The sequence below is a fragment of the Curtobacterium sp. AB451 genome, from assembly GCF_050585845.1.
GTDB lineage: Bacteria > Actinomycetota > Actinomycetes > Actinomycetales > Microbacteriaceae > Curtobacterium.
On sequence record NZ_JBOBQG010000003.1, the window covers coordinates 196,234 to 211,169 of the forward strand.

Below are 14,936 nucleotides of genomic sequence, written 5' to 3' on the forward strand. Positions count from 1 at the left end.
CTGGGGGCATGACAACGACACTCATCACCGGAGCCAACCGCAGCCTGGGGCTCGAGACCGTCCGCCGCCTCGTCGAGGCCGGGCACACCGTGTACGCCGGCATGCGCGACCCCGACACCGGGGACGAAGTGCGGGCCCTCGGCGCGCACGTCGTCCAGCTGGACGTCACCGACCAGGCCTCGGTCGAGCGGGCGGTCGGCGAACTGCCCGGACTCGACGTGCTCGTCAACAACGCCGGCATCCTCGGGACGTCGTTCGGGGTCGACGACCTGGACGCCGACGCGATCACGGCGGTGCTCGACACGAACGTGACCGGCGTCGTCCGGGTCACGCAGGCTGCGCTGCCGCTGCTGCGGGAGTCGGCGAACCCGGTCATCGTCAACGTGGCCTCGGGTGTGGGCTTCCCGCGGTGGCTGACGACCCCGGGTCGGGACGAGTACCCGGTGCCAGCGGTGCCGTACGCGGCGTCGAAGGCGGCGCTCATCGCCCTCACCGTGCAGTACGCGAAGAACCTGCCCGGGTTCCGGGTGAACGCGAGCGACCCCGGGTACACGGCGACGGAGTTCAACGGCTTCGGCGGACACCAGACCGTGACCGAGGGGACGGACGCCACGGTGGCGCTGGCGACGATCGGCGCGGACGGCCCCACGGGGGAGTTCCACGACCGGGACGGGCGCATCGCGTACTGAGGGGCGGGGCGGAGGCGCGCCACGGGGCACGCCGCGCGCGCCCCGTGGCCGCTTCGTGAGCAGGAGAAGTCGGGTCTGACGGACGGACCCGACACCTTCTGCTCACCGAGTGCGTCCCCACCGCGGGCGGGACGGCCTGGAGGCACGGCGCGCGTGGGACGGGGCGAGCTCGCCCCGTCCCGTGGCCGGGTCGCAGAGCGCCCGGTTCAGTCGTGCACGTCGGCACCGAACCCGGGGCCGGGACGCATCATCCAGCCCGCGGCGTCGGGGAGCGGGCGGAACCCGAACCGCTCGTACAACCCGTGGGCGTCGGCGGTGAAGAGCGCGAACCGCTTCAGCCCGAGCGGCTCGATCGCCTCGGTGACACCCCGCACGAGGGCGACGCCGACCCCGCGGCCCCGCGTTCCCGGGTCGACGAAGACGTCGGCGAGCCAGCCGAACGTCACGCCGTCGGTGATCACACGCGCGTACCCGAGCTGCTGCCCCGAGTCGTCGTCGTACACCCCGAAGTTCCGCGAGCCCGCGATGATCGCGTCCTGCGTCGCACGATCACGGCCGCGGGCCCAGTAGGACTCCTCGCTCAACCAGCGGTGCACGCGGGCGACGTCGAGGTCGTCGGGGTCGGCGGAGAAGCGCAGTCCGTTCATGCAGCCAGTGAAGCGGCGGCCGCGTCCCGCCCGCAACGGCCGATCCGCGATCTGTGGACAGCACGCACGTCGGGCTCCGTCTGTCAGGATTGCCCGATGCGCGCAGTCCAGTACGACGAGTTCGGTTCCGTCCCCGCAGTCGTCGAGGTCCCGGACCCGACCGCCCCCAGCGACGGCGTGGTCGTCCGGGTCGCCGCGACCGGTGTCTGTCGGAGCGACTGGCACGCGTGGAAGGGGCACGACGACTCGGTACACCTGCCGCACGTCCCGGGGCACGAGTTCGCCGGCGTGGTGTCGTCCGTCGGATCGGACGTCCGGGGGTTCGCCGTGGGGGACCGGGTCACCGCGCCGTTCGTCTTCGCGTGCGGCGAGTGCGAGCAGTGCCTGGACGGCGCGACGCAGGTGTGCACCCGGCAGCAGCAGCCGGGCTTCACGCTCCCGGGCTCGTACGCCGAGGCAGTGGTGGTCCCGCACGCGGACGTGAACCTCGTCGCGCTGCCGGAGGCCGTCGGGTTCGCCGAGGCCGCTGGGCTCGGCTGCCGCTTCGGCACCGCGTACCACGCCCTGCACGCCCGGGGACGGGTCGCCGCGGGGGAGTGGGTGGCCGTCTTCGGCTGCGGGGGAGTCGGGCTGTCGGCCGTCATCGTCGCGGTCGCCGCCGGAGCGCACGTCGTCGCGGTGGACGTCTCGCCCGCAGCGCTCGCACGTGCGGAGGCCCTCGGCGCGATCGCAGTGCCGATGGACGACGCGGTCGCGGACGCCGTCAGGACCGTCACCGGTGGTGGTGCGCACGTCTCCGTGGACGCGTTCGGCAGCCGTGCCACCTCCGTCGCTGCGGTGGACTCACTCCGCCCGCGCGGTCGGCACGTCCAGGTCGGGCTGCTGCTCGACGACGAGGCCGTGCCGGCGATCCCGATGGGCCGCGTGATCGGCGACGAGCTCGAGCTGCTCGGCAGTCACGGCATCTCCGTGGGGGAGTACGCCGCGATGCTCGACGACGTCGTCGCGGGTCGTCTCCGCCCGGCGGAGTCGATCGGTCGGACGATCGGGTTCGACGAGATCCCCGAGGCGATCCTCGCGATGGACCGGCCGGCGACGTCCGCCGGCATGACGGTCGCGGTGTTCTGACTCTCTCGGCCGGGGAACCTCTCTCGGACGGCCCGGCTCCGACGGTTCCTGCCGAGCTGATCTCTCGAGGTGGTCATCCTGCTGACTCACCGGTCCGCACGTCAGATCGAGAACGAGGGCCCGCTGGAGTCGAGTGGCTCTCCGCGGAGGCGCGGGTCCTCGTCCGACACGTAGCAAGTCCGGGATTCAACCGGAGCAGTGACGCGCGGCCCAGGAGGGTCGTCGCGGAGCCGATCGTGCGGTCGAGCAACGGGTGGGGAAGCGCACGATCAGTGCGCGGTCGATCTCCGAGTTGACATAATATGCATTATCGGCGCGCTGCACAGAACCCAGGAAGGGTCTCAGGACTGGTCGTCGCCGCTCGTGGGGACGTCGTCCGCGTCGATCTCCAGCGAGGCGTGCTCCTCACCGTGTTCCTCGAGGTTCGCCCGGTCTGTGTCCGGCTGCTCCGGCTCCTCGGCGTGCGTGGTCTCTTCGGCGGGGTCAGGCTGGCTGTAGCTCATGTGTCGGACCGTACGCGGCCACACCTGGGCGGGCATCCGCCGGTCCGGAACGCGCACCCGGCCGACCATGTGTCGTGCTCTCGCTGGCTGTGCACGACGGAACGCCCCGCCGGCACGGGCCGTCGGGGCGTTCTGGCACGAGGTCGGTGACCCGTCAGGAGCTGTCGTCGCTCCCGTCGTCGGTCACCGGCGCTCGTCGGGTCAGTTGTTGGTGACCGCCGGCACGACGACCGCCAGCGCGACGATGATCAGGATGATGGACAGCACGATCGCGATGGCGCTCAGGACGATGCCGGCGAGGACCATCCCACGGCTGCCGACCGCACGACGACGGGCGATGATCCCGAGCACGAGGCCGACGATCCCCGCGATGAGACCGATCCAGACGAACAGGAACGAGAAGACCACCCCGACGATGCCGAGGACGAGCGAACCGATCGCGATGCCGTTGCCACCGCTCGCGGCCGGCGCAGCACCGTTCCGTGCGGGCGGGTATCCATTCGTGGACATGAAGAGCTCCTTCGGTCAGGGACGCTCTCGACGGCCGGGCAGCCGCGGACCAGAGGACGTGAGCGTCAGCCCGGACGCTAGACCGCTCGGCCAGCTGGCGCTCAGGTTCCTCGTGGTCCGCTGTACCCCGTTTCAGGCCCCGACGTACGCGGCGAGGTGCTCCCCCGTGATCGTCGACCGCGCCGCGACGAGGGCGGCCGGGGTGCCTTCGAAGACCACACGACCACCGTCGTGACCCGCGCCCGGGCCGAGGTCGATGAGCCAGTCGGCGTGCGCCATCACGGCCTGGTGGTGCTCGATGACGACGACGGTCCGGCCGGCCTCGACCATCCGGTCCAGCAGCCCGAGCAGCTGTTCGACGTCCGCCAGGTGCAGCCCGGTGGTCGGCTCGTCGAGCACGATGACGCCGCCGGGGTCACCGAGGTGCACTGCGAGCTTGAGTCGCTGCCGCTCGCCGCCGGACAGGGTCGTGAGCGGCTGGCCGATGGTGAGGTACCCGAGACCGACGTCCACGAGTCGGGCGAGGATCGCGTGCGCCGCTGGGATCCGCGACTCCCCTGCTGCGAAGAACGCCGCCGCGTCGGCCACGGGCATGGCGAGGACCTCGCTGATGTCCTTGCCGGCGAGCCGGTACTCGAGCACCGACTGGTCGAACCGCTTGCCGTCGCACTCGACGCACGGGGTTGCGATCCCCGCCATCATGCCGAGGTCGGTGTATACAACACCGGCACCGTTGCAGGCGGGGCAGGCGCCCTCGGAGTTGGCGCTGAACAGGGCGGGCTTCACACCGTTGGCCTTGGCGAACGCCTTGCGGATGGGTTCGAGCAGTCCGGTGTACGTCGCCGGGTTGCTCCGACGCGACCCCCGGATCGCACCCTGGTCGACCGCGACGACACCGTCGCGGGGTGCCAGTGATCCGTGGATCAGCGTGCTCTTGCCGGAGCCCGCGACACCCGTCACGACGGTGAGCACCCCGGTCGGGACGTCGACGTCGATCCCCTGCAGGTTGTGGGCGTCGGCACCGCGGATCGCGAGCACGCCGGTCCGCTCGCGCACGACGTCCTTCACGCGCACCCGGTCGTCCAGGTGCCGACCGGTCACCGTGTCGCTCGAGCGCAGGCCGTCGACCGGCCCCTCGTAGCAGAGCGTGCCACCGTCCTTGCCCGCACCGGGTCCGAGGTCGACGACGTGGTCCGCGATCGCGATGACCTCGGGCTTGTGCTCGACGACGAGCACCGTGTTGCCCTTGTCACGGAGCCGGAGCAGCAGCGCGTTCATCCGCTCGATGTCGTGCGGGTGCAGGCCGGTGCTCGGCTCGTCGAACACGTACGTGACGTCGCTCAGCGACGAGCCGAGGTGCTTGACCATCTTGACGCGCTGCCCCTCTCCCCCGGACAGCGTCCCGGTGGGACGGTCGAGCGAGAGGTAGCCGAGACCGATCTCCACGAAGGAGTCGACGGCGTCGCGGAGGCCGTCCAGCAACGGCCCGACGGTCGGCTCGTCGAGTCCGTGCAGCCAGGTGGCCAGGTCGGTGATCTGCATGGCGCAGACGTCCGCGATGCTCTTGCCGGCGATCGTCGACGAGCGGGCGACGTCGTTCAGCCGGGTGCCCCCGCACGCCGGACAGGTGGTGAAGGTGACCGCGCGGTCCACGAACGCCCGGATGTGTGGCTGCATCGCTTCGCGGTCCTTCTGCAGGAGCGAGCGGCGCACGCGCGGAACGAGTCCCTCGTACGTCATGTTGATGCCGGCGATCTTCCGCTTCGTCGGCTCGCGGTACAGGAAGTCCGCTCGCTCGGCGTCGGTGAAGTCCCGGATCGGGGTGTCCTTGTCGAAGTACCCGGACTCGGAGAACATCCGGACGTTCCAGCCGTCGGTGCCGTAGCCCGGGACGGTGATCGCACCGTCGGACAGCGCCTTCGTGTCGTCGAACAGCTGGGTGAGGTCGATGTCGGTCACCGTCCCGCGACCCTCGCAGTCGGCGCACATGCCGCCGAGGCGCGAGAACGAGACCTTCTCGGCCTTGGCGTCCTTGCCCTTCTGCACCGTGATCGCGCCACCCGCGGTCACGGTCGCGAGGTTGAACGAGAAGGCGTTCGGTCCCCCGACGTGCGGCGTGCCCAGCCGGCTGAAGAGGACGCGGAGCATGGCGTTCGCGTCCGTCACGGTGCCGACGGTGGACCGTGGGTCGGCACCGATGCGTTCCTGGTCGACGACGATCGCCGTGGTGAGCCCGTCCAGTACGTCGACGTCCGGACGCGCCAGCGACGGCATGAACCCCTGCACGAAGGCGCTGTACGTCTCGTTGATCATGCGCTGCGACTCGGCCGCGATCGTCGCGAAGACCAGGGAGCTCTTGCCCGAACCGGACACGCCGGTGAAGACCGTCAGTCGTCGCTTCGGCAGGTCGACGTCGACGTCCCGGAGCGTGTTCTCACGCGCACCCCGGACCCTGATGCGGTCGTGGCTGTCGGCGGCGTGCTCGGCGCTCGGTTCCATGACCACAGCGTAGCGGTGACGTGTCACGTTCCACAGGACGGTTCCGGAGCGGAACGGACGCTCCAGAGGGTGGTTCCGGTCCGGAACGAGCGGGGATCAGGTCGTCGTGTAGCGACGGACCAGCTCGGGGAGCTCCGCCGGCTCGAACGGCTCGTCCGTCGCGTCGAGTTCGTCCGCCGTCCACCACCGGGCGCGCAGGATGTCCACCCGCTCGTCATCGGTCCACTCGGCGTCCGACAGCGTGAAGCCGGGCGTCCGGACGACGTAGAACTCCGCGTGGCCGCGATCGTGGTCGGCCAGGTCCCACTCGACGGTGAAGTCCCAGGACCACACCGGCTCCCCCGGCTCGTCGATGACGATGCCGGTCTCCTCGCGCAGCTCGCGGATCGCCGCGTCGCGGTGGTCCTCGCCCGGGTCGACGCCACCGCCCGGCGTGATCCAGCGGTGGGCGCCGTCCGACGACGGTGAGTTGGTGTCCATGAGGAACACGCGACCGTCGGGGTCGAGCAGGATGATCCGGGAGGTGCGGCGCAGGCCGGGCTTCGCAGTCACCCGTCCGACGTTAGCCGACGAAGCCGCTGACGTCGCCGACGAGCTTGGTGTGGTCGGCGGGGATCGGCTCGACGGCCGCCGCAGCGATCTCGGCGGCGAACTCGGAGACGCTGTAGAGCTTGCCGACCTCGGCACGGCGCCCCTCGATCGCTCCCGGGTTGAGGCGGTTGAGGAGGGTCGCGGTGATCGTGCCCTCGATCATGTCGCCGGACACCACCACGAACTCGATGCCCGCGGCGTCGAGCTGCGGCACGAGCTCGCGCAGGGCGAGCTCGCCGGCGCGCTTGCTCTTGGCGACCGGGACGTACTCGTCCATCGTCTCGGCCGTCTCGACGAAGTGCGCCTGGTGGCTCGTGACGAACACGACCCGTGAGCCGGCGGGCATGTGCGAGACGGCGGTCTGCAGCATGTCGACCTGTGCGTCGCGGTTCAGTCGGAGGGCGTAGTCCTCGCCGAGGCCGGACTCCATGCCGCCCGAGGCGTTGAGCACGAGCAGGTCGATGCCGCCCCACTCCCCCACGACCGTGTCGACCATGGCCTGGACGGAGTCGTGGTCGGTGAGGTCCGCGCCGACCGCCAGGGCCGATCCGCCTGCCGCGACGATCTTCTCGGCGATCTGCTCGGCACGCTTGGCCTTGTTCCGGTAGTTCACGACGACCTTGGCGCCGGCCTCGGCCAGGTACCCGACGGTGTCGGCTCCGATGCCGCGGGACGACCCCGTGACGAGGGCGCGCTTGTCGGCGAGGGATCCGGGGGCGAGAGGGTTGCTCACAGTCGTGTTCTCCAGGTCTGGTTCGGCGGTTCGGCCGCCGACGAGCCTACCAACCGCCGGGCAGCCGCAGCACTGAGGTGATATGTTGAACGGAGTTGGACCGGCCGTCGCGACGCAGCGAGCAGCCGCGCGCGACCGAGGGAGGGAGATCGCGTGAACGGGATCGATTGGATCCAGACCGTCGTCTGGATCGGACTGGTGCTCCTGCTGGGTGTGGTCGAGATCTTCACGCTCGACTTCATCTTCATCATGCTCGCGGCCGGCGCCGCCGGGGGCCTCGTCGCCGCCCTGCTCGGTGCCCCGTGGTGGCTGTCCGCCATCGTCGCTGCCGGCGTCGCCCTGCTGCTGCTGTTGCTGGTGCGCCCGCGCCTGCTGACCGCGCTCGGCCGGAACGCCGACCCGCACCGCACCAACGTCGAGGGCCTCATCGGGTTGCCCGGCACCGTCGCCGTCGCGTTCACCGCGTCGTCGCCCGGACAGGTCCGCCTCGCCAACGGCGAGACCTGGAGCGCCCGCATCGCCGCCGGCTCCACAGACCGAACACCGCCGCTCGGGACCCCCGTGGTCGTCGAGTCCATCGAGGGGTCGACGGCTGTCGTCCGCCTCGGAGAAAGGGCCACCTCGTGACCATCTCAGCCGGGACGATCGCTCTGCTCGTCCTCATCCTGGTCGTCGTCATCTTCGTGATCGTCGTCCTGTCCCGCGCGATCCGGATCGTGCCGCAGGCGACCGCGGGCATCGTCGAACGCCTCGGGAAGTACCACAAGACCCTCAACCCGGGGTTGAACCTCCTGGTGCCGTTCATCGACCGGCTCCGGCCGCTGCTCGACATGCGCGAGCAGGTCGTGTCCTTCCCGCCGCAGCCGGTGATCACCGAGGACAACCTCGTCGTCTCGATCGACACGGTCGTCTACTTCCAGGTCACCGACGCCCGTGCGGCGACGTACGAGATCGCGAACTACCTCGGTGCGGTCGAGCAGCTCACGACCACCACGCTCCGCAACGTCGTCGGTGGCCTCAACCTCGAAGAGGCGCTGACCAGCCGAGACAACATCAACGGCCAGCTCCGCGTCGTGCTCGACGAGGCGACCGGCAAGTGGGGCATCCGCGTCGGCCGCGTCGAGCTCAAGGCCATCGAGCCGCCCGTGTCGATCCAGGACGCGATGGAACAGCAGCTGCGCGCCGAACGGAGCCGTCGTGCGGCGATCCTGCAGGCCGAGGGCACGAAGCAGTCCCAGATCCTCGAGGCCGAGGGGCAGCGGCAAGCCGCCATCCTCGCGGCCGAGGGTGACGCGAAGGCCCAGGTCCTCCGCGCCGAGGGTGAGGCACAGGCCATCGCCACGGTGTTCGACGCCATCCACACCGGCGACCCGGACGACAAGCTCCTGTCGTACCAGTACCTGCAGACGCTGCCGAAGATCGCCGAGGGCAGCGCGAACAAGCTCTGGATGATCCCGAGCGAGTTCACCGAGGCGCTGTCCGGCATCGCCAAGGGCTTCACGACAGGCCGCACCGGCAGCGGACCCGTCGCGGGCGGCGCCGCCGGCGGCGACTTCCTGTCGCGCATCTCGAAGCTCGCCAACGAGAGCCTCGCGAACACCGCCGCAGCCGACGCGGCTGCGGCGTCGGTGCCCCGCCCGGACGCCACCGCGGCGGACATCGTCCCCGAGTCCGAGCTCGACCAGCGCCTGGCCGAGTCGAACCGCAGCGTCGACGCGCACCTCGCGGCCTCCGACGAGGCAGCGGCGGACGAGCTTCGTGACGCCGCAGCCGACGAGCACCACGCCGCTCCGACGCACGCCGCGGTCGACGAGCACCAGGCCGCACCGACGGACGCCGGTCCGGACGCCTCCGGACACCGCACCAGCGACGGCTCCGGCCGACGCTGACGACGCGGTCACCGAACACGACGACGCCCGCCCCGGCAGACCGGGGCGGGCGTCGTCGTGTCCGAGTGCGGTGTCAGGCGCCGCGTCGAGCACGCAGGAACTGCAGGCGCTCCTGCAGGAGCTCCTCGAGTTCCTCGCGCGAACGGCGTTCGAGCAGCATGTCCCAGTGGGTCCTGGGGGCCTTGACGTCCTCTTCGGCGACCTCGACGGGGATGCCGTCGTCACCGAGGAGTCGTCCTTCACGTCCGGAGCGGGGCTCCGACCACGTCTGGGGCACGTCCGCATCCGCCGAGAAGACGATGTCGAACGTCTCCCCCGATTCCGTCTGGTAGACCGCTCGCTTGCGGTCCGAGAGCTCGACGCCCTCTTCGCTCTGGAGACTCTGACTCCCGAGCCGCATGCCGCGGAGACTCCGATCAGCCATGTGTGTGCTCCTCTCGCTCGTCTGCCCTGCACAACACTGTCCCACGCGCCTGCACTCCCGGACCGGCGCATTCACAGTCCTCTCCCAGTGCCGGGGCTCGGCAACCGGATTCCCACCGGACAGCCAGCGAGCCGCTGCTGCAGCTCGCCACGGCCACGGCGTGCCCCGCGACTGGTCGGCTCAGACGCGGCGAGCCCCCGCGGCGGGTCGGGACCGCCACGGCGGGCCACCGCGACTGGTCGGCTCAGGCGCGACGCGTAGCCCGGCGCCGACTCCACGGGGCGCAGGCGAGCAGGACGAGCAGCCCGCCGAGCGAGAGCACGAGCGCGATCGACCCCGATGCGAGGGTCGCCGGCGTCGTCGAGGTCCCGAGCGGCACGTCCGTCACCATGGACGTCGCGGTGTAGGCGGGCACCCGGTCGATCGTGCGACCGGTCGGGTCGATGACCTGCGACGCCCCGACGGTCGAGATGTTCACGAGCGACCGCCCCGTCTCGATCGCCCGCATCCGGGCGATCTCGAGCTGCTGCAGGTTCTCGTCGGTGCCGTCGAAGTCCGCGTTGTTCGTCTGCGCGAGGATGACCTGCGCTCCCCCGCGCGCCATGTCGGTGGCGAGACCGTCGTCGACGATGTCGAAGCAGATCGCGATCCCGGCCTTGATCCCGGCGACGGACAGGACGTTCGGCTTCGTCCCCGGGGTGTAGTCACGCTGCAGCAGCCCGATGAGCGACGGCGCGAGCTTCGAGAAGAACCACCGGTCGGGCACGTACTCACCGAAGGGCACCGGACGCTTCTTGTCGTAGGACGACTGCCAGCCGTCCTTCGTCCACACGAACGAGGTGTTGTGCAGGACCCCGGAGGGCGTCTGCGTGATCGCGCCGGCGACGATCGGCGCACCGACGCCGTCGACGACCTGGTCGAGCGCGGATGCGATCACAGGCTGCTGCCGCGGGTCGAACTCGGCGGAGCCCTCGGGCCACACCACCAGGTCGACGCCCTTCGCGTCGACGTCGGTCGCCGCGACCTGCGCGCTCAGCACCGCGCCCGGAGCCGCCCGGTCGAAGTACCCGGCCGGACCGTTCCCCTGCACGGACTCGATCCGGATCGTGCCGTCGACCGCGGTCGGCCACGCGGGCACGGCGAGCACCGCCGCGACGAGCAGCCCGGCGGTCGCCACCCTGAACGGGACGCGGACCGGGCGACCCGGGCCCCTGGGCGTGACGAGCGCGAGCGACAGGACGACGGCGACGCAGTACACGACGACGAACGTCACGCCGAGGACGCCGACGTAGGCGGCCAGGTGCGTGAACGGGCCCTGCGACTGCGAGAGGCCGACGCGTCCCCAGGCGAAGCCGCCGTAGGGCCAGCTCCCCGAGAACCACTCGCGTCCGGTCCAGAGTGCGGCGACGACGGCCGGGAGGCCCCACACGCGTCCGGCGGTCGACGGCAGGACGCGCGCGACCCAGCGGTACGCAAGGGCGATCGCGACGCTGCCGAGTGCGAAGAAGGCGGCTTCGAACAGCGCGAGCGCGAACCACGGCACCGGCCCCAGGTAGCGGCCGGCCCACGAGATCGCGGGGATCCAGAAGGCCGCTCCGGCAACGTAGCCGAGCCACGCCGCACGCCGGGCGCGCTGGCCCATCGCGGCGAGCAGCATGCACGCGAGTGCCGGGTAGGCGAGGAACCACCAGCCCGGCGAGGGGAAGGCGAGTGCGAAGAGCACGCCGCCGATCACGGCGAGCGGGAACGCCTGCGCGAGCGGGAGGGCGGCGAAGTCCGGCCGACGGCCCGCCGGAGGAAGCGCTGCGGCGCCGCGACCGACCCCGGCGGACGCGCCACGGGAGGTCGCGGACGCAGGACCGGCGGTCGCGGACGCAGGACCGGCGGTCGCGGACGCAGGACCGGCGGTCGCGGACGCGCCACCGGACGTGCCACCGGGGGCAGTGGACCCGTCGCCCTGCGGGCGCACGTCGGACTCGGGAACCGGCACCGTGCCTCCTGTCAGACCGCCGCGTAGGCGACGATGCCGCGGCGCACCGCGTCCGTCGCCCGCCGCGCGGTCTGGGCGAGGTCGCCGTCGCCGGCGTTCCGGATCTGGTCGAGCAGGTCGATGACCTGCTTCGACCAGCGCACGAAGTCACCGGCCGGCAGGTCGAGCGTGCGGAGCACGTCGTCGAGCGCGGAGCCCGACGCCCAGCGGAACATGCCGACCGCGGCGGCCGGGGTCGGCGGCTGCGACCCGGCGAGACGGGCGTCCCGCTCGATGTCGTCGAGGCGCGACCAGATCGTCAGGGTCTCGTCGAGCGCGGGCCGGAACGCACCGCGGGGCAGGGCGTGCTCGGTGCCGGGAGCGTCCTCGCGGCGGGGCTGGTAGACGATCGTGGCGGCCATGGCGGCGAGCTGCGCCGGGGTGAGGTCCTTCCAGACACCGGCTTCGAGGCACTCGGCGACGAGCAGGTCGCGCTCCCCGTAGATCCGCTGCAGGCGTCGCCCGCCCGCGGCGACCGTGGCCTCGCCGTTGCCGGTGTCGACCAGGTAGCCGAGCTGGAGCAGCACGTTCGTGACCCGGTCGAAGGTGGTCGCGACCGCACCGGTGCGGGACCGGATCTGCTGCACGAGCTTGTCGTTGGCGCGCTTGAGCTTGTACCAGCGCTCGGACCAGCGCGCGTGCGCCTCACGGTCGGGGCACGCGTGGCACGGGTGCCGCTGCATCCGTCGCCGGACGTCGGTGATGGCCGCTTGGCGCTCGGCCCGGGCGCCGTGCGAAGCCTCGCGACCGCCGGGGACGTTCGTCCGCTCGAGGTCGGAGAGCTCCCGGCGCAGGGCCGCGTACTCGGTGAAGTCCCCGAGGTGGCACTGCATCGCCTGCTGGTAGCCGTCGAGCGACTCCTGCTGCGACCGGACCTTGCGGGCCAGGTCGACGACGGACCGGTCGGCCTGGAACTGGGCGAACGAGGTCTCGAGGACCTCGCGCGTGCGCTGCCGTCCGAACTGGTCGATCAGGTTGACGGCCATGTTGTACGTCGGCTTGAACGAGGAGTTGAGCGGGTAGGTCCGACGACTGGCGAGTGAGGCGACGCCCTGCGGGTCGAGGCCGTCCGACCACTGGATGACCGAGTGCCCCTCGACGTCGATGCCGCGGCGGCCGGCACGACCGGTCAGCTGCGTGTACTCCCCCGGCGTGATCGGCACACGGGCCTCGCCGTTGAACTTCTCGAGCTTCTCGAGGACCACCGTGCGGGCCGGCATGTTCACCCCGAGCGCCAGGGTCTCGGTCGCGAAGACGACCTTGAGGAGCTTGCGCTGGAAGAGGTCCTCGACCACCTCCTTGAAGGCGGGCAGCAGGCCGGCGTGGTGTGCGGCGACCCCGCGCTCGAGCCCCTCGAGCCACTCCCAGTAGCCGAGGACGGCGAGGTCCTCGTCGAGGAGCGTGCGGCAGTGGTACTCCGCCGTCTCGCGGATCTCGTTGCGTTCCTGGGCCGTCGTCAGCGACAGGCCGGAGCGCAGGACGTTGCGGACGCCCTGGTCGCACCCGTTGCGACTGAAGACGAAGAAGATCGCCGGCAGCAGCATCCGCTCGTCGAGCATGTGCGCGATGCGCTCGCGGTGGAGCTTCTCGGTGCGGGGCCCGCGACGGTCGTGGTAGCCGCCACGCCCGCGGCCACCGCGGTGTCCACCGCCGTGTCGCTCGCTGCGGGAGGCTCCGCCGACGAGGCGCAGGAGCTCCGGGTTGACCCGGTTCGTCGCCGCGGCACCGCTCGAGTCGAACAGGTCGACCATCTTCGAACCGACGAGCACGTGCTGCTCGAGCGGGACCGGCCGGTCCTCGGAGACGATGACGTCGGTGTCGCCGCGGACGGTCTGCAACCAGTCGCCGAACTCCTCGGCGTTGGACACCGTGGCGCTCAGCGAGACGAGACGGACCTCGGTCGGGAGGTGCAGGATCACCTCTTCCCACACGGCACCGCGGAACCGGTCGGCGAGGTAGTGCACCTCGTCGAGGACCACCCACGCGAGGTCGTCGAGCAGGTCGGAGTCCGCGTAGATCATGTTCCGCAGGACCTCGGTCGTCATCACGACGACGCGCGCCCGCGGGTTCACGTTCGTGTCGCCGGTGAGCAGCCCGACCTCGGACTCGCCGTAGACGTCGACGAGCTCGGCGTACTTCTGGTTGCTCAGCGCCTTCATCGGCGTCGTGTAGAAGACCTTCGCCGAGGGCTGCCGCATCGCCAGCCAGATCGCGAACTCGGCCACGACGGTCTTGCCGGCACCGGTCGGCGCGGCCACGAGCACGCTGCGCCCCTGGTCGAGCGCGTCGCACGCGGCGAACTGGAACGGGTCGAGGTCGAACCGGAGGTCGGTGCGGAACAGTTCGAGGTTGCGGGACCGGTTCCGGACCTTCGCCGCCCGGAACCGTTCGGCAGCGCTGGGTTCCGTCGTGCTCACAGTCCGTACTCTTCGTCGAGCTTCGCCTGGCGCTTCGCCACCCGGCGGTCGTGGACCCAGGCCACGGCGCACGCGGCGACGTACAGCACGATCATCGGCACGGCGAGCAGGAACATCGAGATGACGTCGGCGCTCGGCGTCACGATGGCGCAGAAGACCAGGATGCAGAGGATCGCGACGCGCCACGACTTCATGATCGACGCCGCGGACAGTACGCCGACGAAGTTCAGCAGCACCAGGAAGACCGGCAGGACGAACGCGATGCCGACGGCGACGATGAGCTTGATGACGAAGTCGTAGTAGGCCTTGGCGTCCACGATCGAGGTGTCCTGGCTCGACACGAAGCTGCCGAGGATGCCGACCACGTGCGGCAGGATGTACCACCCGAACCAGCAGCCGGCGAAGAACAGCGGGATCGCGGTGCCGAGGAAGCCCCAGACGTACTGCTTCTCGCGGCGGACCAAAGCCGGGACGATGAACGCCCAGATCTGGTACAGCCACACCGGGCTCGCGATGACGATGCCGATGGTGATCGCGATCTGCAGCTTCAGGTCGAAGGCGCCCGTGATCATCGGGAAGTTCAGTTCGGCCGTGTGCCCGCCGACCTTGGCGAGCTGGGAGACCGGGGACCGCAGCGCGTCGAGCACGAACGGGGTGAGGAACCACCCGCCGACCGCGGCGACGACGATCGCGATCACGGCGCGGAACAGTCGGTTGCGCAGCTCGATGAGGTGCTGCCCGAGCGACATGCGGCCTTCGGCGTCCTTCGTCGGACGCCCGGTCCGCCTCGCTCGCCCGCGCGCGGTCGTCGAAGCCATGCCTCGATCCTACGGGGTCGGGACCGACAGTCGACCGCGACGTGCGATCGCACAGGTGG

At 71.0% G+C, this 14,936-nt stretch carries 14 protein-coding genes; 4 read left to right on the forward strand and 10 right to left on the reverse strand.

The genetic code is table 11. The features are described 5' to 3' along the window. Positions 1-8 precede the first annotated feature (8 nt). Positions 9-689, forward strand: a complete 681-nt coding sequence (locus ACQXVK_RS07965) for an SDR family NAD(P)-dependent oxidoreductase (RefSeq protein WP_430853225.1) — start codon at positions 9-11, stop codon at positions 687-689. Between the two features lie 206 nt (positions 690-895). Here the strand turns inward: ACQXVK_RS07965 and ACQXVK_RS07970 are convergent, their stop codons facing one another. After that, complete coding sequence (locus tag ACQXVK_RS07970) at positions 896-1,336, reverse strand: GNAT family N-acetyltransferase (RefSeq protein WP_402262959.1); 441 nt, start codon at positions 1,334-1,336, stop codon at positions 896-898. 96 nt (positions 1,337-1,432) lie between these two features. Between ACQXVK_RS07970 and ACQXVK_RS07975 the strand changes: the two genes are divergently transcribed. Then, positions 1,433-2,464, forward strand: a complete 1,032-nt coding sequence (locus ACQXVK_RS07975; protein ID WP_430853226.1) for an alcohol dehydrogenase catalytic domain-containing protein — start codon at positions 1,433-1,435, stop codon at positions 2,462-2,464. Positions 2,465-2,805: 341 nt separating this feature from the next. Here ACQXVK_RS07975 and ACQXVK_RS07980 read toward each other — a convergent pair whose 3' ends face one another. The 5 genes from ACQXVK_RS07980 to ACQXVK_RS08000 all read right to left on the reverse strand — a co-directional run bounded on the left by ACQXVK_RS07980 (position 2,806) and on the right by ACQXVK_RS08000 (position 7,300). Next, on the reverse strand, positions 2,806-2,967 hold the full coding sequence (locus ACQXVK_RS07980) for a hypothetical protein (protein ID WP_430853227.1): 162 nt from the start codon (positions 2,965-2,967) through the stop codon (positions 2,806-2,808). Positions 2,968-3,168: 201 nt separating this feature from the next. Then, on the reverse strand, positions 3,169-3,477 hold the full coding sequence (locus tag ACQXVK_RS07985; RefSeq protein WP_402262965.1) for a hypothetical protein: 309 nt from the start codon (positions 3,475-3,477) through the stop codon (positions 3,169-3,171). Between the two features lie 132 nt (positions 3,478-3,609). Then, positions 3,610-5,976: an ATP-binding cassette domain-containing protein gene (locus ACQXVK_RS07990; protein WP_430853228.1), complete on the reverse strand. Its 2,367-nt coding sequence runs from the start codon at positions 5,974-5,976 to the stop codon at positions 3,610-3,612. A gap of 96 nt (positions 5,977-6,072) precedes the next feature. Continuing rightward, positions 6,073-6,528, reverse strand: a complete 456-nt coding sequence (locus tag ACQXVK_RS07995) for an NUDIX hydrolase (RefSeq protein WP_022907285.1) — start codon at positions 6,526-6,528, stop codon at positions 6,073-6,075. 10 nt (positions 6,529-6,538) lie between these two features. Next, entirely contained in the window at positions 6,539-7,300 is a 762-nt protein-coding gene (locus tag ACQXVK_RS08000) for an SDR family oxidoreductase (protein WP_430853229.1), read from the reverse strand. 153 nt (positions 7,301-7,453) lie between these two features. Here ACQXVK_RS08000 and ACQXVK_RS08005 point away from each other — a divergent pair, with 153 nt between their 5' ends. Both ACQXVK_RS08005 and ACQXVK_RS08010 read left to right on the forward strand, forming a co-directional pair. Continuing rightward, the gene (locus ACQXVK_RS08005) at positions 7,454-7,927 is read left to right on the forward strand and encodes an NfeD family protein (protein ID WP_042723839.1); all 474 of its coding nucleotides are present in this window, start codon (positions 7,454-7,456) and stop codon (positions 7,925-7,927) included. After that, positions 7,924-9,189, forward strand: coding sequence for an SPFH domain-containing protein (locus ACQXVK_RS08010; RefSeq protein ID WP_430853230.1), 1,266 nt, complete (start codon positions 7,924-7,926; stop codon positions 9,187-9,189). Before ACQXVK_RS08005 ends, ACQXVK_RS08010 begins: the two co-directional genes overlap by 4 nt. 73 nt (positions 9,190-9,262) lie before the next feature. Here the strand turns inward: ACQXVK_RS08010 and ACQXVK_RS08015 are convergent, their stop codons facing one another. The 4 genes from ACQXVK_RS08015 to tatC all read right to left on the reverse strand — a co-directional run bounded on the left by ACQXVK_RS08015 (position 9,263) and on the right by tatC (position 14,808). Next, positions 9,263-9,613, reverse strand: a complete 351-nt coding sequence (locus ACQXVK_RS08015; protein ID WP_070419007.1) for an RNA polymerase-binding protein RbpA — start codon at positions 9,611-9,613, stop codon at positions 9,263-9,265. A gap of 244 nt (positions 9,614-9,857) precedes the next feature. Next, positions 9,858-11,603 carry an apolipoprotein N-acyltransferase gene (gene lnt, locus ACQXVK_RS08020; protein ID WP_430853231.1) on the reverse strand — a complete coding sequence of 582 codons (1,746 nt, stop codon included), beginning with the start codon at positions 11,601-11,603 and terminating at the stop codon, positions 9,858-9,860. Between the two features lie 11 nt (positions 11,604-11,614). Beyond that, a complete protein-coding gene (locus ACQXVK_RS08025) occupies positions 11,615-14,059 on the reverse strand; it encodes a DEAD/DEAH box helicase (protein ID WP_430853232.1) in 2,445 nt (814 codons plus the stop codon). Then, entirely contained in the window at positions 14,056-14,808 is a 753-nt protein-coding gene (gene tatC / locus ACQXVK_RS08030) for a twin-arginine translocase subunit TatC (RefSeq protein WP_402263809.1), read from the reverse strand. The genes ACQXVK_RS08025 and tatC overlap by 4 nt, the downstream gene beginning before the upstream one ends. Between the last annotated feature and the right edge of the window lie 128 nt (positions 14,809-14,936).

Coding starts and splice junctions, on each gene's coding strand:
- tatC (WP_402263809.1), bottom strand. CDS start 14,808: ATGTCGCTCGGGCAGCACCTCATCGAGCTGCGCAACCGACTGTTCCGC.
- ACQXVK_RS07985 (WP_402262965.1), bottom strand. CDS start 3,477: ATGTCCACGAATGGATACCCGCCCGCACGGAACGGTGCTGCGCCGGCC.
- ACQXVK_RS08015 (WP_070419007.1), bottom strand. CDS start 9,613: ATGGCTGATCGGAGTCTCCGCGGCATGCGGCTCGGGAGTCAGAGTCTC.
- ACQXVK_RS07970 (WP_402262959.1), bottom strand. CDS start 1,336: ATGAACGGACTGCGCTTCTCCGCCGACCCCGACGACCTCGACGTCGCC.
- ACQXVK_RS07980 (WP_430853227.1), bottom strand. CDS start 2,967: ATGAGCTACAGCCAGCCTGACCCCGCCGAAGAGACCACGCACGCCGAG.
- ACQXVK_RS07990 (WP_430853228.1), bottom strand. CDS start 5,976: ATGGAACCGAGCGCCGAGCACGCCGCCGACAGCCACGACCGCATCAGG.
- ACQXVK_RS07975 (WP_430853226.1), top strand. CDS start 1,433: ATGCGCGCAGTCCAGTACGACGAGTTCGGTTCCGTCCCCGCAGTCGTC.
- ACQXVK_RS07965 (WP_430853225.1), top strand. CDS start 9: ATGACAACGACACTCATCACCGGAGCCAACCGCAGCCTGGGGCTCGAG.